This is a genomic window from Methylophilus sp., from assembly GCF_052173275.1.
Lineage (GTDB): Bacteria > Pseudomonadota > Gammaproteobacteria > Burkholderiales > Methylophilaceae > Methylophilus.
In genome coordinates, this window is the sequence record NZ_JBQMUL010000002.1 from 2425523 (window position 1) to 2449835 (window position 24313).

23 protein-coding genes and 1 tRNA gene are annotated in these 24313 nt (G+C 50.9%); 13 read left to right on the forward strand and 11 right to left on the reverse strand.

Annotation, left to right across the window (positions count from 1 at the left end; translation table 11 throughout):
* Positions 1-14 precede the first annotated feature (14 nt).
* Both ACTS9Y_RS12805 and ACTS9Y_RS12810 read right to left on the reverse strand, forming a co-directional pair.
* Positions 15-653, reverse strand: coding sequence for a glutathione S-transferase N-terminal domain-containing protein (locus tag ACTS9Y_RS12805; RefSeq protein WP_442586316.1), 639 nt, complete (start codon positions 651-653; stop codon positions 15-17).
* Between the two features lie 29 nt (positions 654-682).
* On the reverse strand, positions 683-1432 hold the full coding sequence (locus ACTS9Y_RS12810; RefSeq protein ID WP_442586317.1) for a glucose 1-dehydrogenase: 750 nt from the start codon (positions 1430-1432) through the stop codon (positions 683-685).
* Between the two features lie 141 nt (positions 1433-1573).
* Between ACTS9Y_RS12810 and ACTS9Y_RS12815 the strand changes: the two genes are divergently transcribed.
* The 5 genes from ACTS9Y_RS12815 (at position 1574) to ACTS9Y_RS12835 (ending at position 5613) form a co-directional block, all read left to right on the forward strand.
* The gene (locus ACTS9Y_RS12815; RefSeq protein WP_442586318.1) at positions 1574-2494 is read left to right on the forward strand and encodes a LysR substrate-binding domain-containing protein; all 921 of its coding nucleotides are present in this window, start codon (positions 1574-1576) and stop codon (positions 2492-2494) included.
* Positions 2495-2678: 184 nt separating this feature from the next.
* Entirely contained in the window at positions 2679-3482 is an 804-nt protein-coding gene (locus tag ACTS9Y_RS12820) for a MipA/OmpV family protein (protein WP_442586319.1), read from the forward strand.
* 244 nt (positions 3483-3726) lie between these two features.
* Positions 3727-4608: a LysR family transcriptional regulator gene (locus ACTS9Y_RS12825; protein ID WP_442586320.1), complete on the forward strand. Its 882-nt coding sequence runs from the start codon at positions 3727-3729 to the stop codon at positions 4606-4608.
* Between the two features lie 141 nt (positions 4609-4749).
* Complete coding sequence (locus ACTS9Y_RS12830) at positions 4750-5124, forward strand: DsrE family protein (protein WP_442586321.1); 375 nt, start codon at positions 4750-4752, stop codon at positions 5122-5124.
* A 9-nt stretch (positions 5125-5133) separates the two neighbouring features.
* On the forward strand, positions 5134-5613 hold the full coding sequence (locus tag ACTS9Y_RS12835) for a nuclear transport factor 2 family protein (protein WP_442586322.1): 480 nt from the start codon (positions 5134-5136) through the stop codon (positions 5611-5613).
* A gap of 86 nt (positions 5614-5699) precedes the next feature.
* Here ACTS9Y_RS12835 and ACTS9Y_RS12840 read toward each other — a convergent pair whose 3' ends face one another.
* The 4 genes from ACTS9Y_RS12840 to ACTS9Y_RS12855 all read right to left on the reverse strand — a co-directional run bounded on the left by ACTS9Y_RS12840 (position 5700) and on the right by ACTS9Y_RS12855 (position 8319).
* Positions 5700-6227, reverse strand: coding sequence for an SRPBCC family protein (locus ACTS9Y_RS12840; RefSeq protein ID WP_442586323.1), 528 nt, complete (start codon positions 6225-6227; stop codon positions 5700-5702).
* Positions 6228-6267: 40 nt separating this feature from the next.
* Positions 6268-6603, reverse strand: coding sequence for a DMT family transporter (locus ACTS9Y_RS12845; RefSeq protein WP_442586324.1), 336 nt, complete (start codon positions 6601-6603; stop codon positions 6268-6270).
* Positions 6604-6718: 115 nt separating this feature from the next.
* On the reverse strand, positions 6719-7873 hold the full coding sequence (gene dinB, locus ACTS9Y_RS12850; protein ID WP_442586325.1) for a DNA polymerase IV: 1155 nt from the start codon (positions 7871-7873) through the stop codon (positions 6719-6721).
* Positions 7874-8234: 361 nt separating this feature from the next.
* Positions 8235-8319: transfer RNA gene (locus ACTS9Y_RS12855), tRNA-Leu, on the reverse strand.
* A 35-nt stretch (positions 8320-8354) separates the two neighbouring features.
* Here ACTS9Y_RS12855 and rnr point away from each other — a divergent pair.
* From rnr to ACTS9Y_RS12875, 4 genes are all read left to right on the forward strand, one after another.
* A complete protein-coding gene (gene rnr, locus ACTS9Y_RS12860) occupies positions 8355-10820 on the forward strand; it encodes a ribonuclease R (protein WP_442586326.1) in 2466 nt (821 codons plus the stop codon).
* A 135-nt stretch (positions 10821-10955) separates the two neighbouring features.
* On the forward strand, positions 10956-11717 hold the full coding sequence (gene rlmB, locus ACTS9Y_RS12865; RefSeq protein WP_442586327.1) for a 23S rRNA (guanosine(2251)-2'-O)-methyltransferase RlmB: 762 nt from the start codon (positions 10956-10958) through the stop codon (positions 11715-11717).
* Positions 11718-11729: 12 nt separating this feature from the next.
* Positions 11730-13505 (forward strand): ABC transporter ATP-binding protein, encoded by a 1776-nt coding sequence (locus tag ACTS9Y_RS12870; RefSeq protein WP_442586328.1) that lies wholly within the window; start codon positions 11730-11732, stop codon positions 13503-13505.
* An 8-nt stretch (positions 13506-13513) separates the two neighbouring features.
* A complete protein-coding gene (locus ACTS9Y_RS12875; protein ID WP_442586329.1) occupies positions 13514-14116 on the forward strand; it encodes a class I SAM-dependent methyltransferase in 603 nt (200 codons plus the stop codon).
* Between the two features lie 21 nt (positions 14117-14137).
* Here ACTS9Y_RS12875 and ACTS9Y_RS12880 read toward each other — a convergent pair whose 3' ends face one another.
* Genes ACTS9Y_RS12880 through ACTS9Y_RS12890 form a run of 3 tightly spaced genes read right to left on the reverse strand, consistent with a single transcriptional unit; the run spans position 14138 to position 16504 of the window.
* Positions 14138-14791 carry a pyridoxamine 5'-phosphate oxidase family protein gene (locus tag ACTS9Y_RS12880; RefSeq protein WP_442586330.1) on the reverse strand — a complete coding sequence of 218 codons (654 nt, stop codon included), beginning with the start codon at positions 14789-14791 and terminating at the stop codon, positions 14138-14140.
* A gap of 28 nt (positions 14792-14819) precedes the next feature.
* On the reverse strand, positions 14820-16295 hold the full coding sequence (locus tag ACTS9Y_RS12885) for a sodium:solute symporter family protein (RefSeq protein ID WP_442586331.1): 1476 nt from the start codon (positions 16293-16295) through the stop codon (positions 14820-14822).
* Complete coding sequence (locus tag ACTS9Y_RS12890; protein ID WP_442586332.1) at positions 16280-16504, reverse strand: hypothetical protein; 225 nt, start codon at positions 16502-16504, stop codon at positions 16280-16282. The genes ACTS9Y_RS12885 and ACTS9Y_RS12890 overlap by 16 nt, the downstream gene beginning before the upstream one ends.
* A gap of 175 nt (positions 16505-16679) precedes the next feature.
* Here ACTS9Y_RS12890 and ACTS9Y_RS12895 point away from each other — a divergent pair, with 175 nt between their 5' ends.
* The gene (locus tag ACTS9Y_RS12895) at positions 16680-17474 is read left to right on the forward strand and encodes an IclR family transcriptional regulator (RefSeq protein WP_442586333.1); all 795 of its coding nucleotides are present in this window, start codon (positions 16680-16682) and stop codon (positions 17472-17474) included.
* Positions 17475-17673: 199 nt separating this feature from the next.
* Positions 17674-18672, forward strand: a complete 999-nt coding sequence (locus ACTS9Y_RS12900) for an alpha/beta fold hydrolase (RefSeq protein WP_442586334.1) — start codon at positions 17674-17676, stop codon at positions 18670-18672.
* Between the two features lie 66 nt (positions 18673-18738).
* Here the strand turns inward: ACTS9Y_RS12900 and ACTS9Y_RS12905 are convergent, their stop codons facing one another.
* Positions 18739-20520 (reverse strand): adenylyl cyclase, encoded by a 1782-nt coding sequence (locus tag ACTS9Y_RS12905; protein WP_442586335.1) that lies wholly within the window; start codon positions 20518-20520, stop codon positions 18739-18741.
* Between the two features lie 133 nt (positions 20521-20653).
* Complete coding sequence (gene mqo / locus ACTS9Y_RS12910; RefSeq protein ID WP_442586336.1) at positions 20654-22204, reverse strand: malate dehydrogenase (quinone); 1551 nt, start codon at positions 22202-22204, stop codon at positions 20654-20656.
* Positions 22205-22547: 343 nt separating this feature from the next.
* Here mqo and ACTS9Y_RS12915 point away from each other — a divergent pair, with 343 nt between their 5' ends.
* A complete protein-coding gene (locus tag ACTS9Y_RS12915; protein WP_442586337.1) occupies positions 22548-23039 on the forward strand; it encodes a urate hydroxylase PuuD in 492 nt (163 codons plus the stop codon).
* A 63-nt stretch (positions 23040-23102) separates the two neighbouring features.
* Positions 23103-24293: an aspartate aminotransferase family protein gene (locus ACTS9Y_RS12920; RefSeq protein ID WP_442586338.1), complete on the forward strand. Its 1191-nt coding sequence runs from the start codon at positions 23103-23105 to the stop codon at positions 24291-24293.
* Positions 24294-24313 lie beyond the last annotated feature (20 nt).

Genomic DNA, 24313 nt, shown 5'->3' on the forward strand with positions numbered 1-24313 from the left:
TAGGATGCAAAATATTAAAGTTTGGGGATAGCCATGCCACGTTTCACCGCTGGCCGGTCACCCACCACTTGCAACCAGCGTTGTATCGAGGGTTTCGTTGCTAACGAATCCTCAAGCACCGTTTTAAGATACGTTGTGGCAGCCAGCACCCAGGGATAGCAAGCGATATCCGCGATAGAGTAATCCTCACCCGCCACATAAGAATGACTTGCTAACTGGGTCTCCAGCACGGTCAGCAATCGATCCGCTTCTTCAGTGAATCGTGTAATGGCAAGGGGTGCTTTTTCCTGGCTTCTGACAGCAAAAAAACCTAATTGGCCAAACATAGGCCCCAGGCTGCTGGTTTGCCAATGCAGCCACGCAAGCGCGTTGTAACGCGCCTGGCCATGTGCTGCTAAAAACTGTCCACTTTGATCCGCCAGGTAAGTCAGGATGGCGCCACTTTCAAAAATAGCCAGTGGCGCGCTTTCTGCTGCAGTATCCACAATGGCCGGGATCTTATTGTTAGGCGAAATGGCACTGAATTCTGCGGAAAATTGTGCCAGCTTGCCCAGATCAACCGGGCTCACCGCATAATCGATGCCGAGCTCCTCAAGCATGATGGAGATTTTTCGACCATTCGGTGTCGCCCATGTATATAAGTTGATCATCATTGTGTCTTTCTATATGTTTTTTCTATTAATCAGCGTAAGCCACCGCCAGCAAGCAATTGCTCACCGGTCAACCAGTACGAATCATCAGACGCCAGGAAAGCAGCAATTGAGGCAATGTCATTCGGTTGGCCGCTACGACCCAATGGTGTTTGTGCGACATAGCCAGTTTCAGCTTCTGAGCCGATGACGCCCGCAGTGTGTGTGCCTTCTGTTTCAACCAGGCCAGGGTTTAAAGCGTTGACGCGGATTTTGCGTGGACCCAGTTCACGCGCAAGGACACCGGTAATGGCATCTACAGCGCCTTTGGTCGCGGTATATACTGCCGCGCCGGGTGGCGTTAAGCGGCTAATGACAGAGCCGATGTTGATAATGCTGGCGCCTTCACCTAAATGTTTCACCGCGGCCTGAGTTGTTAATAACAAACCGAGGACATTGATATCGAATTGTTTGTGGAAATGTTCCGGGGTGATTTCTTCTATGGTGGCAAATTCATAGATGCCGGAGTTGTTGACCAGGATATCCAGCTTGCCGAAGTGATTGATGGCTGCGTCTATAATGCCTTGCGCCTCGCCAGCCTCACTCACATTGCCGCCAACCGCAACCGCTTTGCCACCAGCCTCGATAATTTCGGCAACGACTTTTTCAGCACCTTGTTTGCTGGATAAATAATTGACCACGACTGCAGCGCCATCCCTGGCGAAACGTTTTGCGATTTCTGCGCCTATGCCTTTGGATGCGCCTGTCACAACGGCTACTTTACCTGCTAATTTTGTGCTCATGAGAATCTCCTAATGTCAGTAATAAAAGTTTGTTTAAATCTGATGAACACTATAAATGCATATAAAATTGAGATAAATAACCTAAATATGCAATCACTGTGTTAATTTATTGCACAATCAAGCCAATACAAAAGTCTATTTATGGACCGTTTTGACACTATGCTGGCATTCACGCGCGTGGTAGAACTGGAAAGTTTTACCAAAGCCGCGCTGTCATTAAACCTGCCCAAGACCACCGTTTCCGCACAGGTACTGGCGTTGGAGAAACGCCTGCGTGTCAAACTGCTACACAGAACCACGCGACGCATCAGTGTGACCACCGATGGCGCCGCTTACTACGAGCGCGCCATCCGGTTATTAAATGAGCTGGAAGAAACAGAAGCGGCCTTGAACCAGGCGACGGTGAATGCCAAAGGGCGCTTGCGGGTAGATGTGCCGGCGCCGCTAGGGCGACTGGTGATTATTCCTGCCTTGCCGGATTTCTTTAAGCGCTATCCGGATATCGAGCTGGAAATCGGATGTGATGACCGGCCCATCGATTTACTGGAAGAGGGTGTTGATTGTGTGATCCGCATAGGCAACCCCCTGGATTCAACCCTGGTCGCCCGGCGCGTGGGCACCATGCAATTCATGCTGGTGGCTACGCCTGAATACCTTGATACTTACGGCAGGCCAGCCAGCCCAGAGGATTTGCCGCGACATCATGGCGTGCATTTCTTTTCCTCAAAAACCGGCAAAGTGTATCCATTTTTGCTCACGCACAACGGTGTGACCCAGGAGATCGCCACCATGCGTAAACTGGCGATTAATAATGGGGATGCGATGGTCTCTGCCTGTCTGGCAGGGCTGGGGATCTGCCAGCTGCCCGCTTTTATGGTGCAGGGCTTTTTAGCCAATGGTGAGATGGAGAGCGTGCTGGCAGACTATGTCGCAGAGGGTTTTCCCATGAATGCGCTGTATCCGCAAAATCGGCATCTTTCATCCAAGGTACGTGCATTTATCGAGTGGATAGCCGAATTGTTTTCGGAATGTCATTTGCTGCAAGCCATCAGGCAGCCTTAATCTGCCATATTTTTTAATGCACTTAATCAATAAAAGGCAACTTCTTCATCTCAAAACCGTCATTTGTATAGGTTATTTTAGGGCTATACAATTTTAGCCTTATCCAGGCAGGCAAAACCTGTATAGCAGCCTCCATCAAACAATCACAGTCATCATCTATCAAAAAGCAAAAAAGGCGTTAAACATGTTAGGTAAAAAAACAATCAAATCATTTACCCATGCCATGGGCATTTTCAGCATGGCACTGATGAATACCAGTGTGATGGCAGAAAGCAATATAGACCGGCAAACAGAAACCGCCATGCCGCGGCAGAAAAACATGTATGGCGTAGGCGTAGGTGTGATCCCGAAAACCTCAGGTTCCAAAGACCAGCGGGCTTTGATTTTGCCGGTGATCAACGCCAATTATGGCGAGCGCTTTTACATCAATGGCTTGCAGGCCGGCGTCTGGTTGCTGGAATCTGATGATAAGCGCCTGCGCCTGGGTTTGTCCGCCGATGCCAGGTTTGGCTGGGATGCCAGCGATAGCAGCCGCACCAAGGGCATGCATGACAGGGACTTCTCTGTTGATGTGGGCCCAGTGCTGCGCTGGCAGACCGAGTTAGGCACTATCAATGCCCAGTGGGGATTCGATGCTGGCGGTGCCAGCAACGGCCAAAACGTGCAATTGCAATTTATCCGCAGCCTGTATCGTTCAGAGCGGTTCCGCGTGAATGGCCTGGTAGGTGTGCAATGGAACAACCGCAAATTCAATGATTATTACTTTGGCGTAGATGCAGATGAAGCACGGCCAGATCGCCCGGTATACCAGGCAAAAGCGGGTACTCAGCTACAACTCGGCGTGAATGGTATTTACAGTGTCAGTGCCGATCAGGCGGTATTTTTCGGGCTGATTGCCAACCGCCTTGGCAATCAGCAAGCGGATAGCCCGATCGTGGAAACACGTTTTCAACCCATGGGTTACGTGGGTTATTCCATCGGTTTTTAAAGCACCTCTCACACTCAAGAGCGTATCATCGACCAGTCACGCATGGTGCTCAAGCCATCATATGTGACTGGTCTTTTCATGTGCATAGCCAGCGTTGAATGAAACACCTAAGTCATGCTCAGGGCCGTGCTTGCCTCGTTTCGTTGTTGATGGCTGCATTCTATGAAATAATCAAAAGCGAAGAGCACACCCAACCCGCAATACATTCATACCTCAGGAGAAAGTCATAGACCAGATTCACCTTATGCGCGTGTTTGTCACGGTGGAAGAAGAGGGGGGCTTTGCCGCTGCTTCGCGAAAACTGGATATTTCCCCTGCCGCAGTTACGCGTGCCATTGTGGCGTTAGAAGAGCTGTTAGGCGTGAAACTGATCCAGCGCACCACGCGCAATATCCGCTTAACCGATGCCGGCCACCAGTATTATGAGGATAGCAAAGCCATCCTCACCAGTCTCGCGCTAGCCAATGAGGCTGTGTCAGGTGCCAATGCGGAACCGCATGGCACGCTCACGGTGACGGCATCCGTGTTGTTTGGGCGTTTATATGTCATGCCCAGCATCATTGCTTACATGCAAAAGTACCCCAAAGTGAAGGTCATCGCGCATTTTGTTGATCGAGTCACTAATCTGGTGGAAGAGGGCATCGATGTTGCCATCCGTATCGGCGAGTTGCCGGATTCATCCTTACGTGCCAATAAAGTAGGGCAAGTCCGCCATGTGTTCTGTGCATCTCCCGCCTATCTTGAAAAACATGGCGTGCCGCAACAACCAGAGGATTTACGCACGCACGCTATTATTTCGGCTAATGCGCTCTCGACTAAAATCGAGTGGCGTTTTGGTACAGCAGAAACCTCAGAAAAATTGCGCATGGAGCCAAAACTGATTGTATCCAGCAATGACGCCGCCCTCGCCGCTGCCATCGGCGGGCTGGGCATCACACGTTTACTCTCTTACCAGGTGAAAAGTGAGGTCGAGCGTGGCGCGTTGACCCTGATACTGGAAGAATTCGAAGAGCCGCCGTGGCCTATCCATGTCGTCCACCGTGAAGATAAACTAGGCTCTTCAAAAGTGCGTGCTTTTATTGATGGCATTGTGCATGACTTGCGCAACCACCCTAATTTGAAATAGCTACATTGTTTGAAATGGTTATGTTGCGCCCAACGAAATAATCAATTTCTCAGCGAGTGGTTTTTCGCGCCTGAGCGGGTTTGTAAAATGCGATCGTCAAACAAACGACATTGCATACAACCCGTTAATCAGGAGAGCAACATGAAAGCAGCCATTATTATTTTGTCAGACCCGACCCATGGCGGGGAAGAAGCGTTAGGACGTGCATTTAACGGTTTAGCCGCCGCCTATGATTTCAAGCAAGCAGGCACCGAAGTCGCGGTCTATTTCCAGGGTGCTGGTACGCGTTGGGCAGCGGTGATCAGCCAGAAAGACCATGCCTTACATGCCCTGTATAGTGCTGTTTCTGATACCGTTGCTGGCGTATCATGCGGTTGTGCCGATGTATTCGGTGCGCGCGAAGCCTCGGAGAAACAGGGGTTTGAACTGATCACTGATAACCGTGTGCCTGGCACCTCAGGCTTGCCTAGCATTGCCCAGCTGTCAGCGCAGGGTTACACGATATTTAATTTTTAGGAGAGAGATATGACATCGACCCCGTCCATTCGTCCGCCGGTACCACCGTTTACCCGCGAAACTGCCATCCAAAAAGTGCGGCTGGCTGAAGATGGCTGGAATTCACGCGATGCTGCCAAAGTGGCATTGGCTTATTCTGTGGATACCCAATGGCGAAACCGGGCTGAATTTGTCAAAGGCCGTGAGCAGGCGCAGCAGTTTCTTGAGCGCAAATGGAACAAGGAGCTTGAGTACCGCTTGATCAAAGAGCTATGGGCGTTCACTGAAAACCGCATTGCGGTGCGATATGCCTATGAGTCCAAAGATGACTCAGGCAACTGGTTTCGCGCTTATGGCAACGAAAACTGGGAGTTTGGGCCGGATGGCTTGATGATCAATCGCTTTGCCTCTATCAATGACCTGCCGATCAAAGAAAGCGAGCGGTTGTTCCGCTGGCCGCTGGGACGACGTCCGGATGATCACCCTGGCTTGAGTGATTTAGGCCTGTAATTGTCATTAGCTTTGTAGATATGAAAAACCCGGCAGATGTGCAGCTGCCGGGTTTTATTTTGCCCATTAAAAATAGCTAAAGCGGATTACCTGCCTTCAGAAATCTTCTTTAGATTATCTAGGCCAGAACGGTAAACCACGGTCATGGTTTTAATCGCGTCATCATCCGTTTGATTGGCGACTGGCTTGTCAGAAAGATCTTTGCGCTTGAAGTCACCATTCCAGGTGACTTTGCTTTTACTGTCTGATATCGCTTTCACCGTGATGGTTGAACGATAGTTGCTCACCGGCAACACGCCCTCTAATATTTTATAGCTAAAGGTTTTTTGCGCCGGGCTAAAAGTCAACAATTCTTCCTTCACCTGGCTATTATCCTGCAGTGTTAATAAACGGATAGCGCCTGGCAGATTAGGGGTGCCGCTCACAATATGTGTGGTTTTAATGGCAGGATGCCACAAGCCCAGGTCGCCGAAGTTGCTGACATTGGCCCAGACAGTCTCTGCCTTGGCATTGATCTCGACAGACTCTTCCAGCTTGAGTGTTTCTGCTGCTGCATGGCTGGCAGCAGGAATCAATCCAGCGATTAATACAAACGATGTGAATAGTGCCTTCATTCATTTCTCCTTTAAAAGTTATTGTTGATTCGTGGCTATTCTATGAATGAGAGACTGTTTTAGAAAATAAATTCATAATAAGTACGCCTGTCAGGATAAAAGAGATGCCTATCAGGGCGGCAGCATCCAGTTGCTGGCCATAAAATACCCAGCCAACAATCGCCAGTAGCACAATGCCTAGCCCGGCCCAAATCGCGTAGGCAATACCTATGGGAATCGCTTTCAAGGTTAATGACAGGAAGTAGAAGGACAGTGCATAACCGATGACGACCACAACGGAAGGGATCACCCGGGTAAACCCTTCACTGGCTTTCAAGCTTGAGGTGGCGGTGATTTCGGAAATAATTGCGATTGCTAAAAAAAGCCAGTACTTCATGGTGTTCTCCAGAGCTGTTGCATAAAAGAGTCGTGTTTAAAAAATGAGGGTTTGCCACAGTGAAGTATGGCTGGTGTGATTGCAAAGACAGGCCTGCGTGTAAGAAATATCCCGCTTAATCAAAATTAAACGCGTACTGTTCAGAGGCTTTACTGCGCTGCGCATCAGGCCGCTCCAGGCCGCTGGCTTTCACCCCTAGCAAGCGTATGCTGCGGTCAAGCTCAATGCGGGTTAAACATTTGCCCGCTGCGCGGCGTATCGATTGTGCATCGGCCACCGGTTTTGGTAAGGTGAGGTCACGCGTGACCGTTTTAAAATCATCAAAGCGCAGCTTGAGGCCTACTTTGCGGCATACATAACCTTTGCGCTGTAAATCATCGGCTACCCGTTCGCACAAGTGGGTGAATGCCTCACCCAAGGCCTGTTTATCGCGCACAGCGTGCAAATTACGTTCAAACGTCGTTTCGCGGCTCATGGAAACAGGTTCGCTTTCAGTCACCACTGGCCTGTCGTCCAACCCGCGTGATACCCGATACAACCATTTGCCGTAACTTTGTCCAAAATGCTGGGTGAGCCATGCTTCATGCAGTGTGGCGATCTCACCTATGGTCTGGATGCCCAGAGATTCAAGCTTGGCGCTCGCCTTCGGGCCTATGCCATTGATCTTGCGTGCTGGCATCGGCCAGATGCGTGTGGGCAGGTCGTCCATGCTGATAATGGTGATGCCATCCGGTTTTTGTATGTCTGAGCATAGTTTCGCTAATAATTTGTTAGGTGCGATCCCCACTGAGCAAGTCAGGCTGGTGGCCTCAAACACGACAGCCTTGAGCTTTTGCGCAATGGTCAGCGAATCTTCTTCCAGCGTAGCGAGGTCGACATAGACCTCATCAATGCCTATATCCTGGATCACCGGGCTGACAGAGCGGATGGCTTCTTTAAATAGCCGGGAATAACGACGGTACAAGTTGAAATTTACAGGCAACAGAATGGCATCTGGTGCGAGCTTGGCGGCGCGCATGGTGGGCATGGCCGAATGTAAGCCCAGCGCGCGAGCTTCATAAGTGGCGGTGGTTAACACACCGCGGCCAACATAATCCCGCAAGCGCGAGAAAGCATGCGTACCATCTTCATTTAACTGCGGTGTATCTGAAGCACGGCCACCAACGACGACAGGCAAACCTCGCAATTCCGGGTATTGCGATAATTCGCAGGAGGCAAAGAATGCATCCATATCGATATGCGCAATGCGCCGTGCAGACACATCGTCCATGGTTAGCTAATAATCACTGGAATCATGCGCGTGAATTGTAGCGTTTTTAAAGCGTGTTTAATGTAGGAACATTTAATTAAAATTGATTTACGCGGGCGTCTGATGTTGTAGCAGAAATTGGCTGCATCATTTTCTAAGCTATGCCAGTGACCGAAAAATAGTTATGCGATTAAAGTGCTGCGTGCAGATGTCTGAAATGCCAGGAATTGGAAAGTTAAATCTGCTTCAAAACTAAATGGTGATAAACTGACCTTATGTTGTACCAAATCAGTTGGAATGAAATTTATGCGTACAGTTTTGCGGGTAGCATAAAACAAAAAAATCCTAAGTTATTGCTAACAAAGGATTGTTTTGTTCTTTATGGTGCCCAAGAGAGGACTCGAACCTCCACGTCGTTAAACACTAATACCTGAAACTAGCGCGTCTACCAATTCCGCCACCTGGGCTAAAGAAGCTGTGCATTTTAAAGGAAGAATTAATATTGTCAACCAGAAAAACTAAAACGCCTCTGCGGGCAACCGATCCGCAGGCGCAACGTGAAGCAGAGTTATACCAAACCCCGTTACCTAGCCGTGAGCTAGTGCTGCAACTTCTGTCTGATCAGGGTGTTCCCCTGAGTGCAGACCAGATCTATCTGTTACTCGACATCAGCCATGATGAACGGGATAACTTTAACCGTCGTTTGGGCGCGATGGAGCGTGACGGGCAACTGATGCGCAATCGTAAGGGCGCGTTTTGCCTGCCGGATAAAATACATTTGATTGCCGGTACGGTGTTCGGCCATACCGATGGTTTCGGCTTTTTGGTGCCGGACGATAAAACCAAACATCCTGAAGATATTTTCCTGGGCCCTAAAGAAATGACCATGGTCATGCATGGGGACCGCGCCATGGTGCGGCTCGCCGGGCTGGACAGAAGAGGCCGCCCAGAAGGCAAGCTGGTCGAAGTATTGGAACGTGCCAATAAAACCCTGGTAGGCCGTGTCATTCGCGCGCAGGGCGTGACCATTGTCGCTGCGGAAGATAAACGTATCAGCCAGGATATTTTGATCCCTTACCACCTCGATATGGATGCCCAGGTTGGCCAGGTGGTCACGATTGAGTTAACCGAATACCCTTCTTCACACTCCCGCCCTATGGGTAAAGTGGTGGAGATTTTGGGTAACTACGCCGACAGTGGTATGGAAATCGAGATTGCCCTGCGCAAACACCATTTGCCGCATCAATTCAATCCGGCCGCAGTTAAACAGGCTGAAGATTTTCCAAGAACGGTCCAGCCCAAGGATTACAAAGGCCGCAAGGATCTACGGGATTTAGCGCTGATCACCATCGATGGTGAAACGGCGCGTGATTTTGACGATGCCGTGTTTGCCGAGCCGCAAGGCAAAGGCTGGCGCCTTGTCGTGGCGATTGCCGATGTCAGTTTTTATGTGCAGCCTGGCGATGCACTGGATAAAGAAGCGTTTGACCGCGGTAATTCCGTGTACTTTCCACGCCGCGTGATCCCGATGTTGCCAGAGGCTTTATCCAATGGCTTGTGCTCGCTGAACCCCGAGGTCGAGCGTTTGTGTATGGTCTGTGACATGCAGATCGATGGGCTGGGCGTGGTCAAGCAATACCAGTTCTATCCGTCAGTGATGCTATCCAAAGCGCGCATGACGTATACCAAGGTGTCTGCCTTGCTACACGAGGAAGACCCTGCGCTGACCGCAGAATATGAATGGTTGCTGCCGCATTTGAATAACCTGAATGGCGTGTTTAAATTGATGCTGACGCAACGTGAAAAGCGCGGTGCGGTCGAGTTTGAATCCACCGAAACCATGATGGTGTTCAATGACAACGGCAAGATAGACAAGATTGTGCCGGTAGTACGTAACGACGCGCACAAGCTGATTGAAGAGTGCATGCTGGCAGCCAACGTCTGCGCGGCCGACTTTTTACTGAAAAATGAGCAGACATGTTTGTACCGTATCCATGAAGGCCCGACACCGGAAAAACTGGAAGCGCTGCGCCTGTTTATGGGCGAGTTCGGCTTTGGTGTTGGCGGTGGTGAAAAGCCGCAGGCCAAGGATTACGCCAAACTGATGCAGCGCATTAAATCGCGCCCTGATGCGCAATTATTGCAAACCGTGATGCTGCGCTCCATGCAACAGGCCGTGTATAGCCCGGATAATGTCGGCCATTTTGGCCTGGCCTATGATGCGTATACGCACTTTACTTCGCCCATCCGCCGTTACCCTGACTTGCTGGTGCACCGGGCCATCAAGGCCGTCGTAGAAGGCAAACGTTACCAGGCAAAAGACTGGCATCAACTGGGTACACATTGTTCCATGACCGAACGCAGGGCCGATGATGCCACGCGTGATGTCACCAACTGGCTGAAATGCTTTTACATGCAGGATAAAGTCGGCGAAGTGTTTGCTGGCACTGTGGCTGGTGTAACCAGTTTTGGCTTGTTTGTGGCGCTGGATGAAGTGTATGTGGAAGGCTTGTTACACGTCACCGATTTAGGTAATGATTACTTTATCCACGACAAAGCCAGGCATGAGATGGTGGGCGAGCGCACGGGTGTGCGTTACCGCCTGGGTGACCGCCTGACGGTAAAAGTTGTCCGTGTAGACCTGGAAACCGCCCGCATCGACTTTACGCTGGCTGGCAAAGCTGACGCATCTGGTGAGACGGCTGAAAGTGATACTCCGACAGAAGCCGGAACCTCTACATTGAGAAGATCGCAGGTGTCAGAAGCCAGAGCAAGGCCTGCCAGCCCGTTTAATACCGGTAGTAAATCGGGTAAAGGGGCCAGTAGTAAAGGGGCGCCCAAAGCCAGGCCAGCGGCAGCATCTACAAGCTCAGGCAAAGAGGGTGCTGGAAAACCGCGCACGGCAAAAGAAAAAAATCGTCGCTCGGTGCAAAAAAATAAAGGCAAACCTAAGGCGAAAGCCCGATAATATCGCCTGTGTACATTTCGCAAGGTGATTGCTGTGCATTCAACCTTGCGAAATATTCAACTCCCCTCCGCGCGTGCAACACCTATGCGCGGTGCTTGGCGTTTGAATTCAGAATAAAATTAATTAGGAGTTACTATGTCAGAAACCCGCATTCTGTTTGGTTTTCATGCGGTGTTGAGTCGCATGCGTCAGCATGGCAGCAGCATACAGGAAATTATCATTGATCAAGACCGGGTAGATGCGCGTATGCGTGATCTGCTCGAGATGGCAAAATCGCACAATATCCGTGTCATCCAATCCGAGCGTAACCGCCTGGATGGCTTTATAGGCGCGCATGGCCGCCATCAGGGCGTGATTGCCAGGGTGGTAGAAACGCCCATGCCTTACAAGGATATCCACGATATCCTTGACTCTGACCTTGACGAACCACCGTTCTTTTTGATCCTCGACGGTGTGCAGGACCCGCACAACCTGGGCGCTTGCATGCGGGTGGCTGATGCCATGGGTGTACATGCCATTATTGCACCCAAGGATAGGTCAGTTGGCCTGAATGGTACAGTGCGTAAAGTGGCCAGCGGTGCGGCTGAAACCGTGCCGTTTATTTCAGTGACCAATCTTGCGCGCACCATGCGCGAACTGAAAGAGGCGGGTGTGTTTGTGGTCGGCACTACCATGGATGCCCCAAGTGAACTGCACAATACCAAGCTGGAAGGGCCTATCGCGCTGGTGATGGGTGCTGAAGGTGACGGCTTGCGCCGCCTGACGCAGGAAACCTGTGATGCCTTGATCACTATCCCGATGTTTGGCTCGGTACAAAGCATGAATGTCAGTGTCGCCAGCGGCATTGCTTTATACGAGATCCGCCGTCAGCGCGTATTGACTACTGCACAGAAATAAACTTTCAGACGTATGATCACTTTATCAGGCCTGTGGCAGCAGTTAAGGCTACAGTCAAAACGCTTGTGGTTAGGGCAATGGCTGGCATTTTTCGGCGCAGCCGTGGCGGTGCCTATCCCGTTGTTGATGCCATTGCTGGTAGATGAGGTCCTGTTAAAGCAACCCGGCAAACTCACGCAAACCATGGCGGTTTTGTTGCCAGCGGATTGGATGGGGCCGATTGCCATCATTGCCTGCGTCACTTTGCTCACTATTAGTTTGCGCCTGGGCAGCGTGTTACTCGGCGTGGCGACGACACGCATTTTTGTCGGTTTATCCAAGCAGGCGACCCTGGGGGTGCGGCAAACCCTGTTAGACAAGCTTTCCCGTATCCGCATGCAAGTCTATGAAAGCCTGGGGGCAGGGCAGATCACAGCGCGCCTGCTGACTGATATTGAAACGCTGGATAAATTCCTGGGTGAAACCATTGCCAAGGTGCTGGTGGCCGTACTTAGCGTGATCGGTGTGGCGGTGGTGTTGCTATGGATGCACTGGCAGCTGGCCTTCATTATTCTGCTGCTGAATCCGTTTGTGATCGCGCTCACCATGGTGCTGGGAAAAAAGGTCAAACTTTGGAAGCAACGCGAAAATAACGCCTTTGAAGTGCTCTCCCAATCGGTCAGCGAAACCCTGGAAGTCATGCAGCAACTGCGTGCCAGCAATAGTGACAAGCGCTTCCTGGAAAAAGCCAAACAGGCCGCTGAGGCAGTGCGGCAAGCGGCGACTGCTTCTGGCTGGAAATCAGATGCTTTATCGCGTTTGTCATTCGGCGTCTTCCTGTTCGGTTTTGAAATCTTCCGCGCCGTCGCCATGCTGATGGTGGTGTTCTCTGATCTATCTGTCGGGCAAATGATCGCCGTATTTGGCTATCTATGGTTCATGATGGGGCCGGTGCAGGAACTGCTGACCGTGCAATTTTCCTATTATGCCGCCAAAGCTGCGCTGGCGCGGATCAACCAGGTGCTTGAAGCCGAAGAAGAACCGCATTATCCAGCGCTGGTCAAAGGCTTTAATGACCAGCAGCCAGCCGCAATAGCGTTAAAACAGGTGACTTTCTCATATGGCGAAGGTGACCCTATCCTTGACCAGGTCAGCCTGGATATCGCACCCGGCGAGCAGGTGGCACTGGTGGGGGTTTCCGGCGCAGGTAAATCTACCCTGGTCCAGCTATTGCTCGGTTTGTATGCCCCTAATCAAGGCCAGATCCTGTTTAATGGGCAATCGATAGAACAATTAGGCTATGCCCAGATCCGCGAACATGTGGGTGTGGTGCTGCAACACCCCATGCTGTTCAACGATAGCGTGCGGCAGAACCTGGCCATGCAACAACCTTATACGGATGACGCGTTGTGGCAGGTCCTGGAAGTCGCACAACTAGCCCAGTTTATCCGCGATCTACCCGATGGGCTGGATTCGCAATTAGGCCGCAGTGGTGTGCGGCTATCAGGTGGCCAGCGCCAGCGGTTGGCGATTGCGCGCATGATGCTCAAGCAACCGCAGGTGGTGATCCTGGATGAAGCGACTTCTATGCTGGATACGCATACGGAATCGTTGCTGCATGCTGCCATGCACACATTTTTGCGTGGCCGCACCACTATCATCATCGCCCACCGGTTGTCGGCGGTGAAAGAAGCGGACCGTGTCTTGGTGTTCGATGCCGGGCGTATTATCGAAGAAGGCCAGCACGAGGTGTTAGTCAATCAGGCTGGTAGTGTGTATCAGCGCCTGTATGGTCAGCAAACAGCTTAAAGTTAGCCATGGTCCGCGGCACTGCAGGTTACGAAAGATTTATTGATCACTTTATTGCCAGTGGCCAAGCATTAAGTTTTAGTGAAGTGTGCAATGCATTCCTTGCGTTTTTGCCGAAAGCTCCGGCAAACATTCTTGATGCCGGTGCAGGAGCCGGCCAAAACGCCATGGCATTCGCTGAAATGGGACATTCAGTCGTTGCAGTAGAGCCCATGATTGAATTCCTGAATGCCGCGCGCAATCGATATTCCCATTCTTCAATCACCTGGCACCATGACAGTTTGCCGACGCTGCAATGTTTGGCTGATGGCCATGCGCAATTCGATTTCATTCTGGTGGATGGCGTATGGCATCATCTTGATGATATTGAGCGCCAAGCCGCTATACAACGATTCGCACAGTTGCTTAAAACTGGTGGAAGGTGCGCACTTTCACTGCGTAATGGCCCGGCAGGCATGGGCACGCATGTATTCGCTACTGATGCTGAGCAAACCATACTTCAGGCAGCAAATGCTGGGCTTAAATGTGTGATGCTTTTGAAAGATCAGCCCAGCATGTTCAGTTTTAAACCAGATGTCATCTGGTCACGCGTGGTTTTCGAAAAGGCGTAGTTCATCCGCCAGTATGGTTGCCTAGGCTCTGTTTTCGCCGACCATGGCGCCATATTCTTCAATAGTGATCAGGCCCTGTTCATCGACCAGCACTTTATCCGACGCTGACAGGCTGTCATAAACAGCATCTATCCGCTTCCATTCGGCGAGTTTCGGCGACTTGCACTGGTCCGGGGTGTAAGGGGATTCCGAAACTTTCTTGTAGGTAGGAATGTACCTGGTGCAATTGACCCAGATCTTGTTTGGTTTGACACGCACCAGAAACTGGGCGCCAGGGAATAATTGCAGATCCGGATTCGCATCGATGACTGCAGTGCCTTGCACCCTCAGTCTGTGTGGTGTCTCAAAGTTGATGAATAACAAGCCCACTTGCGGATGTTTTACCAGATTGCCGACCGACAAAAACATGCCATTGCCATCATAGTTTGGGAAAATCAGCTCATTTTCCTCGACCTTAACAAAGCCGATGGGTCCGCCTTTGTAAGAAACCGTGGGCTCGCCGCCTGAACCTATGGTCGACAGGAAAAACATTTCCCTGGAGGTGATAAACGCCACATCATCCTCGGAAAAAGTGTCATGAATGATCATCTCTTCCATTTTGTCGGCGAGGGCGACGCTGCCCATCATCTCTTGCATCGCCCTATGTTCAGGGAAGTAAATATGGCTATCTTTCATCCGGCTATCCTCTCATGTCAGTGTCAGGCTATTTATTTGAGACCATGGCAAACAGCTTTTCTATCCGCTGTTTTTCCGCAACATCCTGCGGCAGGAGATAGGCCATCGCGATATAGATCAATACATTAACACACAGGGCAACCGCGCCGGAAGTCAGGCCATACGCCCAGGGCAAGGTGCCGTGATAAGTCGTCTCCAGAATGACTGCCAGTGTGAAGCCTACCGACATGCTGGTGATGGCGGCATACTTGTTGCCACGCTTCCAGAAAATGCCCATAAACTGCGGTACAGCCAGCTGGATAATACCCTGATAGGCCAGTACACCGAGTGAGAACAGGGCAGGCAGCTCCAGACAGGCCAGCCAGGAAGATAATATGGTTAAAGCCAGCATGCCGATTTTAGATAGCACGATCAGTTGCCTGGTATTCAACTTGAAGTAATTGCCGATTAAATCGTTGGCGATTTGAGCGCCTGTGGCCTGGATATTGCCATCGATATGGCCCATGGTGGCCGCCAGCAATATCGCGCCGGCAACGCCTAGCAATACCAGCCCGCCAGCCTCTTTGGTGACGATGAACCATACATCATTCGGGTTGTTTGCCACTTCAGGCAGCGCACCGGCCAGCATGCCAAAAATCAATAATGACCCACAAAAAGCCAACGACAACGGCACTGCCAGCGCAGCGGATTTTTTCAGGCTTTGCACGCCATTTGAAGTAAACAGGCGCACAAAGATATAAGGCCAGCACCAGCCGCCGACCACGCCGGTGAGTATCAGACTGAATAAATACAATGGGCCTTCTTGTGAGCCTGGCCCGGGGATGCTGAATTTTGCAGGCGCAAGGCTGGCAAATGTAATGTCTTTGCTAATGATCAGCCATGCGATGAGGCCGATTAATATCGCAGTGCCGATAATGTAAGCCAGTATGCCCTGATAATAGTCGGAAATGATGACGCCTTTCATGCCTATGCGCACAGTCCAGATCTGCCTGATGGCAATCACAGCCACGCCCAGGATGACGGCTTGCTCAAAGCTGAGTGCGCCAAGTGAAATATAACGAAACATCTCACCCAGAGCCTGCATGCCTAATACCAACCATGGAATGCCGGAAATAATGCCTATGATGGCGGCAATGGTTCTGATATGGGTAGAGTTATATCTCAGCGAGAACAGGTCTGGTTGCGTTTTAAGGTCAAACGCTTTGCCCCAGGTCCAGACCGGTTTGGCCATGATAAACAGCGTAATCACGGTCAACAGGCTATAAGTTAAAACATAAAATGAAATAATGCCGCTGGCGGCTGCCATGCCGCCAAAAGCGGTAAACATGGCGCCCGGATACCAGGTATTAAGAAAAGACATGGCCTGAAAGCGTGCCCCGAACGACCTGTCGCCCACCGCATAGTTGGTAAAAGATTTATCGTCGATTTTGATCCGTTGCAGGATAACAATCAGCCCGGCAAAAAACAGAATCATGACGCCAAAGGTGATCAGCATGCGTGCCATCCCTCTCTGCTGGCTTCTTCCCAATAGGCGTAAAGAATGCTGAGCGTGATGGAGATGGCAATGGCGGCGAAGTAAATGAAACTTAAAGGCAAGCCAAAGACTATTTTCTGGCTGGAACCCACTTCCCAATACAAGGGCGGGTAGAGGCTGAAAAACAGGTTGATCAGAAACCAGACTCTGGCTATCAGGTATTTAAAGTGTTGCTGCATCTCGCTTCCTTGTGTCCATGTCCAAACTTGCCGGGAATATATCCACTATCCAGTCAGTTAGTCTTGTGATGTTGTTTGACGGCGTAGTGGATGGTATTAATACCAAGAAATATAGTCAATTTTCAGTCTAAAATAACTAACCGGTATCCGGTTAATTCAAATGAGCCAGAGAAAAATGACCAGCCACTCCGTAAAAACATTGCTGCCGCCTGACAAGGCCGGCAGCCTTCCACGCGCCGCCATGATTTTACGATCAATCGCCAGGGGCTCGAGAAAAGGCAGCTTGTTGACGGAAATCATTGCCAGGGAATCACTGCCGCGCACCACGGTTGTCCGTACCCTAGCGGCATTAATCGAACTGGGCTGGGTCAGCAAAGATGATGCAAGTGGCCGATTCAACCTGGGCAAGGAGTTAGCCGCGCTTGGCTATTCCGCGATTGCCAGAAACGCGCTGGAAAAGGTAGCAGAAAGTGAGCTGAGGTTGCTTGCAGACAAGCTGGGCCAGGTGGTCTACCTTTCGGTGCGCGCAGGGCTGGATATTGTTTGCGTAGGCAGATATGAAAGCAAATCACAGATCCAGATCGGTCGAGGTGATCCGGGATTACGCGGGCCATTTGGCATGACCCAAAGCTGCCTCGGGATTATGGCGCATATGCCGGAAAAAGAAGTCTATGACATTGTCGAGACGAATATGTCACGTTATCACCGTGTAGAAGGGTTCGATGAAACCGGGTTCAGGCGTAGCGTGAAAGAAGCCATGCAAAATGGCTATGGCACTTTTGATAACATCACACTGGACAGGACCACCAGCGGCATAGGCATCGCCATTATTGACCCTGATGGATTGCCAGTTGCCGCGATAGGGACCACCTTTCTCACAGGATGGCTGACCGAAGCGCAAAGACAGTCATGTATCCAGCAAATTCAAGCAACGGCATGCACGATCGAAGGGCTATTGTTTAACTTGTGATGCCAGAAGAATGCTTTTTATAGCCATTTAAATGCGTTTCCTGATCTGCCATTGAGGCTGCACCGCTCGTTCCGATGGTCATTATTACACTAAGCGAAACAGTGAATTGAGTCGCCAGTAGTGCTACTTAAATCTGCATCCGGTTACATTGCGTTATACCGAGTTTTCGGTGATCGATATCAATGACAAAGGATAAATGATGAACTACACAAAATTTAAGGTCGCTGTACAAATGCCTGTTTTACTGGCTACGTTAATAGCTACATTCGTTATGCCGGTGTATGAAGCAACTGCGGCGACAACTGCACCACAAACCACACAGAATGAAACGGCGGTCTCTTATCACACGGTTATGATCGATGGCGTCAAAGTATTCTATCGCGAAGCAGGACCTAAAAATGCACCTACAGTGTTGCTTCTGCATGGCTTCCCGACATCGTCACATATGTTCAGAAACCTGATACCGCAACTAGCTGATCGTTATCACGTGATTGCACCTGACTATCCTGGCTATGGCCAAAGTGAGCAGCCGGCGATGGATAAATTTAAGTATAGCTTTGACAACCTGGCATCGGTGGTTGATAAATTGACCGCCGAGCTTGGTTTAACTAAATATGCCATCTATGTGCAGGATTATGGCGCGCCGGTTGGTTATCGCCTGGCGGCCGCGCATCCTGAGAAGATCACTGCCATTGTGGTGCAGAATGGCAACGCGTATCAGGAAGGCATAGACAATCCATTCTGGGATCCGATCAAAGCCTATTGGAAGGATAAAACAGAAGCGAACGCTGCCCAGCTGCGTTCGGTGCTTGAAGTGGGCGCGACAAAATGGCAATACACCGAAGGTTTCCGTGACCCGGCCCGGCATGTCAGCCCCGATACCTGGATGCTAGACCAGGCCTATCTGGATCGCCCTGGCAACAAGGATATCCAAGTGGAACTTTTCTACAGCTATGGCACGAATCCACCGCTTTACCCGGCCTGGCAAGCGTACTTCCGCAAATATCAGCCACCTATGCTGATCGTCTGGGGCAAGAACGACAAGATCTTCCCTGCTGCCGGGGCAACGCCTTACTTACGTGATTTACCGGAGGCTGAATTACACCTGTTGGATACCGGTCACTTTGCACTGGAAGAAGATGGCGAGGAAATCGGCAAGCTGATGCATAATTTCCTGGATCGTAAAATCAAACGCTAAAAAGCACTGAGCCGAAAACAGGTTTATTTTCGGCTCAGTGGCGTGCTTGTAATGTTGCAGTTTTGTCTATTGTTTGATGATCCTGGATACATAGTTTTTGTCGTAGGCTTTATCACCCTGGCCATTCAGTACATGGGTGATTTCTCCCGTTCCGCCCAGTGACACGCTGGTGACGTGTTCAAAGTGTATGTCCGGGCCTGTCGGGGCTTCAATCGCACTGTTGAGCTTGACGCTGGTATTGGTATCAAAGAAACAGTAAACCCCCATGCCTATGGCTTTGTGATGCGTGACATGGTCAGCGACTTTATATGACGCATAGCCGTTGGTGCTGCCATTCATCCAGCTTTCCTGGTTGGGCACATCGTAGGGCGCTTCACTCTGGTAAAAGTAGACTTCGCCATTTTCACCGTTCCACAAGGTCTGGTAATCATGAAAATGTTCTACAAACAGGCCATACATGGTGACGTCATCGCCATTGACGATGATGCCGTGCTTGGTTTTGTTGAGGGCCCAGCCAATGCCATTGCCATGGTCACCGCGCCATACCCATAAGTTGTCACCAATCACATGATTACTGTTAATGATGACACTATGCGTGGCATTACCGACACTGGCACCACCCACCCTGAAAAACACGTCATGCAGGGTGATCGGGTTTTGCGCATGGCTTAGTGTGGTTTTCTTGTCGCCTACCTGTAGCAGTACTTCAGAATTTTTCTCACCGGCATCAAACAATAGGCCACTGACTTTTACGCCATCGACATCTGCGACTGTCATCGCCACATTGCCTGCGGTGGGCAGCAGGGTGGCGATACCCAGGCCTAGCACCACTGTATTCGGATTTTTAATCTGCACTGGTGCATCCAGCTGGTAAATACCAGGCGTAAACAGCAGGTGTTTGCCTGCATTGAGCGCAGCATTCAACGTGCTGGCCGTATCCGTGGCCGCTTTGGCGATGTAAAACTTATCCAGCGGCAGGCTTTCGCCAGAGAGATGCTTATCTTGCCAGCTCACACCCTGGCTGTTTTTCCGCAAGGCCGGAACAAACACGCTGTAATGACCCGCGCTATCGATAGTTAAAAACGGTTTTTCACTGACTACAGGCGTTTGTTCAACCACTGTATACGGCGGGTTAGGCCAGCCTTGGCCGTCAGGCGCATTTTTAACGCCGACAAATACCATATTCCAGTTTTCGTTAGTCCAGCTGCCTAAAGTCGAGTTGCGGGTAAGCCACTGTTGTTGCGTGCCGGAATTGATCTCCTGATCAACCAGGCTGTCCGCAATGAATCCGCCACTGGACCAGCCGCCATTGTCATCCAGCAACATATTGCCGCGCACGTGGATGCGGCGCAGGGGAGAGGCTTGGGACACGGCCCATTGCATGGTGCCGTTATCAGGCGTGACAGACAGGTTTTCTACGCTGCGCCAGAAGTTTTGCGTGGCATCCCCGCCATGCCAGGAAGCTTCAACCTGGATGCCGCCTTGCAGCATGACGTCATCTGGAAACTGGCCCAAACCTAATAGCTGGGTATAAAAACCAAGCCTGACTTTGTTGTGGTAAACGCCAGGTTTAAACAGCACGGCATAGCGCTCGGGACCGAACTGGTTGCTTTCCTGCAGTTTGAATATGGCATCCAGCTTGTCTTGCACTTCATTGGAAGGCATGGAGGGATCCATGATGATGACATGTTCGCCAAAGTCTGGCGTTTCCATTGGCTTGTTCTGTACCTCGGTTGCCTGGCAGCCTGCCAGTACCAGGGTTGCCACTAAAGCCGTGGCAGCAGGCAAGCCTGAAGTTGGTAAATTAAACGTGCGCTTATCATGGTGACCAAATGAACAGTGAGACATAAACAAAAAGCTTTCAGTGTTTTAAATATTTGTAGGCTGGACCATACTTTTGCCTATGAAATTCATTTTTTTTCTTGCGATGGTGAGTTGCCAGACCTTCGTAAGAGGGCTTTATGATTATAAAATCAATTGCTTATGATGAAAGATTTAATGTGCTTAATGTGTCGCGGCGAACACGCGCCAATAGGGCAGCATCGTCTATCAGTGACTCACCATAAGAAGGGATCAGCGATTTTAAAGTGTCTTGCCATACCTGGTTTTGCATGCGGCTGCCAAAGCAGCGTTCCAGTACATCCAGCATGGCTTTCACGCTGACCGATGCGCCCGGTGATGCGCCTAGCAAGGCCGCCAGGCTGCCATCGGCAGACGCGACGATTTCGGTGCCGAATTCGAGTTTTCCCCAATGCTGGTGACAGCGTTTGATAATCTGCACGCGCTGCCCTGCATGTGCCAGCCGCCAATCCTGGCTATTCGCCTCTGGTAGAAATACGCGTAAGGCATGCATGCGCTGCTCATGTCCTTGAAACACTTCCTTGATCAAGTATTTTGTCAGGTCCACATTGTGCCTGCACACACCGAGCAGGCTTTTGATATTCCTGAATTTGACTGATTTGGCCAGGTCAAAACGCGAGCCTTGTTTAAGGAAACGGGTAGTGAACCCTGCATACGGGCCAAACATCAGCGAAGGTTTGCCATGGATCATGCGTGTATCCAGATGCGGGACTGACATCGGCGGTGCGCCAACCGCTGCCTGGCTATAGACTTTGGCGTGATGCTTGTTGATCAGCGCGGGGTTGTCACAGATCAGCCATTGCCCACTCACCGGGAAGCCGCCATAACCTTGCGCTTCGGCAATGCCGGATTGCTGTAACAATGGCAGGGCACCGCCACCTGCGCCTAAAAATACAAAAGCGCTGTGATATGCCTGAGATTGTCCTGTGGCGAGATTCTGGATCTGCACTTGCCAGGTGTTGTGTTTAGGCTGGTGTTTCAGTTTGCTGACGCGTGACTGTGTCAGCAAGGTGAAGTTGGGCCGCGTTTTCAAATAAGCTACCAGTTGTCGTGTCAGCGCACCAAAGTTCACATCCGAGCCATGCGCCACATGGGTGGCAGACATGCCGTCTGCCTGCTGACGGCCAGCCATCATCAATGGCATCCAGTCGTTAAGGGTGGCTGGTTTGTTGCTCCACTGCATCTCAGCGAACAAGGGGTGGGCTTTCAGCAGCGCATGGCGCTGGCGCAGAAATGCACTGTTTTGCTCGCCCCATACCGCACTCAGGTGCGGCACGCGTTGAATAAAGTCCTCGGCGTTCAATACGCCTTCTTTCACCAGGGTTGACCAGCATTGCAGCGAGACTTCAAACGCCGCATTGATTTCCAGGGCGCGGCGGATCTCAATGCCGCCGTTCTTGTTTTTGGGGGTGTAGTTCAGCTCACAGTAACCGGCATGGCCGGTGCCGGCATTATTCAGGGCATCCGAGCTTTCGAGTGCGACATCTTCGAGCTTCTCAACCATGCAGATATGTAAGTCGGGATCCAGCCGATGCAGCAAGATCGCCAGCGTGGCGCTCATAATGCCGCCGCCGACCAGCAGTACATCGATATCTGTTGTTGCCATGGTGTGTGAGTTCCTCGTAGTGAGGCGCTTGAATGTCAAACGCACAATCATAATGCCGCCGCGCATTATAAAACGAAAAAGACCAACCATCATCTGCCAAAGCGGGGTTGGGGTTGCGCAAGGCCGTACCAGCCCCGTAAACTTGTCAAATAAAGACTTTTGCGGTAATCTCCAGCATTCGCCAATATTGTGATTTCACAACAAAAAAATCCCGCTCAAGGGCTGGTAAAATCACTGAAGCGTGCATCGAATGGTTTACCGCAATCGCGTGCATTATTTTTGGCTACATGAACGGGGGAAGCATGAAAAATCCATTGGACTCTATCGCAGGCACCATTCTGTCAGGCGTTTTGTTGACCGTGGCACTGGTGTTTTTCCTGAAAAATTTTGTTGCGGTCGGAGCCTGATCATGGAAATTGTCCCGGCAATCGCGCGTTGGATACATCTTCTGGCAGGCATTACATGGGTAGGCCTGCTTTATTATTTTAACCTGGTGCAAATGTCAGCCTTGAAAGCTGCGGCGGCCGATGGCACTGCTGCCGGCATCAGCAAGCATGTGGCACCCCGGGCCTTGCTGTGGTTCCGCTGGTCTGCCGTGGTGACCTGGTTAGCCGGGGCGGCTTTGCTGGGCGCGCACATGCATGATGCGTTTATGCTGCGTAATGGTTTTGAAGTCATAGGCGTGGGCGCTTGGCTGGGCACCATTATGCTGATCAATGTCTGGGTGCTGATCTGGCCTAACCAGAAAAAGATTTTAGGCCTGGTGCCTGCAGATGATGCATCCAAGAATACTGCCCGACGTGTGGCGATGCTGGCATCCCGCACCAATATGATGCTCTCCATTCCCATGTTGTTTTTCATGGCGAATGGCTTGAGTCATAGGGCAGTATTAGGGTTTTAAACGGTTTAAGACGGTTACGGCGGCTTGAGCCGCCGTTTTTGTTTTTTGATAAAGGGTTTTGAAATGCATTCCGAACATTTAATGAACACCTATGGTAGACAGCCTGTGACATTTGTCAAAGGCGAAGGCGTCTGGTTGACAGACACTGCCGGTGATCGCTATCTGGACGCACTCTCAGGCGTGGCAGTCAATGGCCTTGGCCATGCCCACCCGAAATTTGTCGCCGCGCTGAATGCGCAAATCGCCAGGCTGATCCATGTTTCCAATATCTACCAGATCGCTGAACAATCCGCACTGGCCGATAAACTGGCAGAGCTTTCCGGCATGGACAGGATATTTTTCTGCAATTCTGGTTGCGAAGCGAACGAAGCGGCGATCAAACTGGCCCGCTTGCATGGCCACAACAAAGGCATAGACCATCCTGAAATCATCGTGATGGATCAGAGTTTCCATGGCAGAACCATGGCGACCTTGTCTGCAACCGGCAACCGCAAGGTACAAGCCGGATTTGAACCGCTGGTCAGCGGCTTTTTGCGCGTGCCGTTTGACGACCTGGAAGCGATTAAAACCATTGCTTCACATAAAAATAACGTCGTTGCGATTCTGGTTGAACCGATCCAGGGCGAAGGTGGCGTGCATATTCCAGCCAGCCTGAACGCTTATTTCCAGGGTTTGCGTGAGATCTGTGATGCCAATGGCTGGTTATTGATGCTGGATGAAGTGCAGTCTGGCATTGCCAGAACAGGCACCTGGTTCGCTTTCCAGCATACCGGCATTGTGCCGGATGTGATGACACTGGCAAAAGGCCTGGGTTCTGGCGTGCCTATCGGTGCTTGTGTCGCGCGTGGTGTCGCCGCTGAAACATTCACTCCGGGCAAGCATGGCTCCACTTTTGGTGGTAATCCATTGGCGACTGCCGCAGGTCTGGCAACGCTGAATATTATCGCCGAGGAAAACCTGCTTGAAAACGCAAAAACAGTTGGTGACTATATCAACCAGTTACTGACTGAAGCGCTCAAAGGGCAGGCGGGTATCGTGCAGATCCGCAATGCCGGCATGATGATAGGCGTAGAGCTGGACAGGCCTTGTGCTGACCTGGTGAAACAAGGGTTGGCTGCCAAACTATTAATTAATGTGACTTCCGAAAAGGTCATTCGTTTGTTGCCATCGCTGGTGATGAACAAGCAAGAGGCCGAAGAACTGGTCAACAGACTGGCCCCACTGATTTTGAATTTTTTAAAGGCAAGCGCGTGAGTTAACTGCGCCGGATTATC

Excerpts from the sequence above, each read along its gene's own strand:
- ACTS9Y_RS12805 (WP_442586316.1), bottom strand. The coding sequence starts at position 653 with ATGATGATCAACTTATATACATGGGCGACACCGAATGGTCGAAAAATC.
- ACTS9Y_RS12810 (WP_442586317.1), bottom strand. The coding sequence starts at position 1,432 with ATGAGCACAAAATTAGCAGGTAAAGTAGCCGTTGTGACAGGCGCATCC.
- ACTS9Y_RS12815 (WP_442586318.1), top strand. The coding sequence starts at position 1,574 with ATGGACCGTTTTGACACTATGCTGGCATTCACGCGCGTGGTAGAACTG.
- ACTS9Y_RS12820 (WP_442586319.1), top strand. The coding sequence starts at position 2,679 with ATGTTAGGTAAAAAAACAATCAAATCATTTACCCATGCCATGGGCATT.
- ACTS9Y_RS12825 (WP_442586320.1), top strand. The coding sequence starts at position 3,727 with ATGCGCGTGTTTGTCACGGTGGAAGAAGAGGGGGGCTTTGCCGCTGCT.
- ACTS9Y_RS12830 (WP_442586321.1), top strand. The coding sequence starts at position 4,750 with ATGAAAGCAGCCATTATTATTTTGTCAGACCCGACCCATGGCGGGGAA.
- ACTS9Y_RS12835 (WP_442586322.1), top strand. The coding sequence starts at position 5,134 with ATGACATCGACCCCGTCCATTCGTCCGCCGGTACCACCGTTTACCCGC.
- ACTS9Y_RS12840 (WP_442586323.1), bottom strand. The coding sequence starts at position 6,227 with ATGAAGGCACTATTCACATCGTTTGTATTAATCGCTGGATTGATTCCT.
- ACTS9Y_RS12845 (WP_442586324.1), bottom strand. The coding sequence starts at position 6,603 with ATGAAGTACTGGCTTTTTTTAGCAATCGCAATTATTTCCGAAATCACC.
- dinB (WP_442586325.1), bottom strand. The coding sequence starts at position 7,873 with ATGGACGATGTGTCTGCACGGCGCATTGCGCATATCGATATGGATGCA.
- rlmB (WP_442586327.1), top strand. The coding sequence starts at position 10,956 with ATGTCAGAAACCCGCATTCTGTTTGGTTTTCATGCGGTGTTGAGTCGC.
- ACTS9Y_RS12870 (WP_442586328.1), top strand. The coding sequence starts at position 11,730 with ATGATCACTTTATCAGGCCTGTGGCAGCAGTTAAGGCTACAGTCAAAA.
- ACTS9Y_RS12875 (WP_442586329.1), top strand. The coding sequence starts at position 13,514 with ATGGTCCGCGGCACTGCAGGTTACGAAAGATTTATTGATCACTTTATT.
- ACTS9Y_RS12880 (WP_442586330.1), bottom strand. The coding sequence starts at position 14,791 with ATGAAAGATAGCCATATTTACTTCCCTGAACATAGGGCGATGCAAGAG.
- ACTS9Y_RS12885 (WP_442586331.1), bottom strand. The coding sequence starts at position 16,295 with ATGGCACGCATGCTGATCACCTTTGGCGTCATGATTCTGTTTTTTGCC.
- ACTS9Y_RS12890 (WP_442586332.1), bottom strand. The coding sequence starts at position 16,504 with ATGCAGCAACACTTTAAATACCTGATAGCCAGAGTCTGGTTTCTGATC.
- ACTS9Y_RS12895 (WP_442586333.1), top strand. The coding sequence starts at position 16,680 with ATGACCAGCCACTCCGTAAAAACATTGCTGCCGCCTGACAAGGCCGGC.
- ACTS9Y_RS12900 (WP_442586334.1), top strand. The coding sequence starts at position 17,674 with ATGAACTACACAAAATTTAAGGTCGCTGTACAAATGCCTGTTTTACTG.
- ACTS9Y_RS12905 (WP_442586335.1), bottom strand. The coding sequence starts at position 20,520 with ATGTCTCACTGTTCATTTGGTCACCATGATAAGCGCACGTTTAATTTA.
- mqo (WP_442586336.1), bottom strand. The coding sequence starts at position 22,204 with ATGCGCGGCGGCATTATGATTGTGCGTTTGACATTCAAGCGCCTCACT.
- ACTS9Y_RS12915 (WP_442586337.1), top strand. The coding sequence starts at position 22,548 with ATGGAAATTGTCCCGGCAATCGCGCGTTGGATACATCTTCTGGCAGGC.
- ACTS9Y_RS12920 (WP_442586338.1), top strand. The coding sequence starts at position 23,103 with ATGCATTCCGAACATTTAATGAACACCTATGGTAGACAGCCTGTGACA.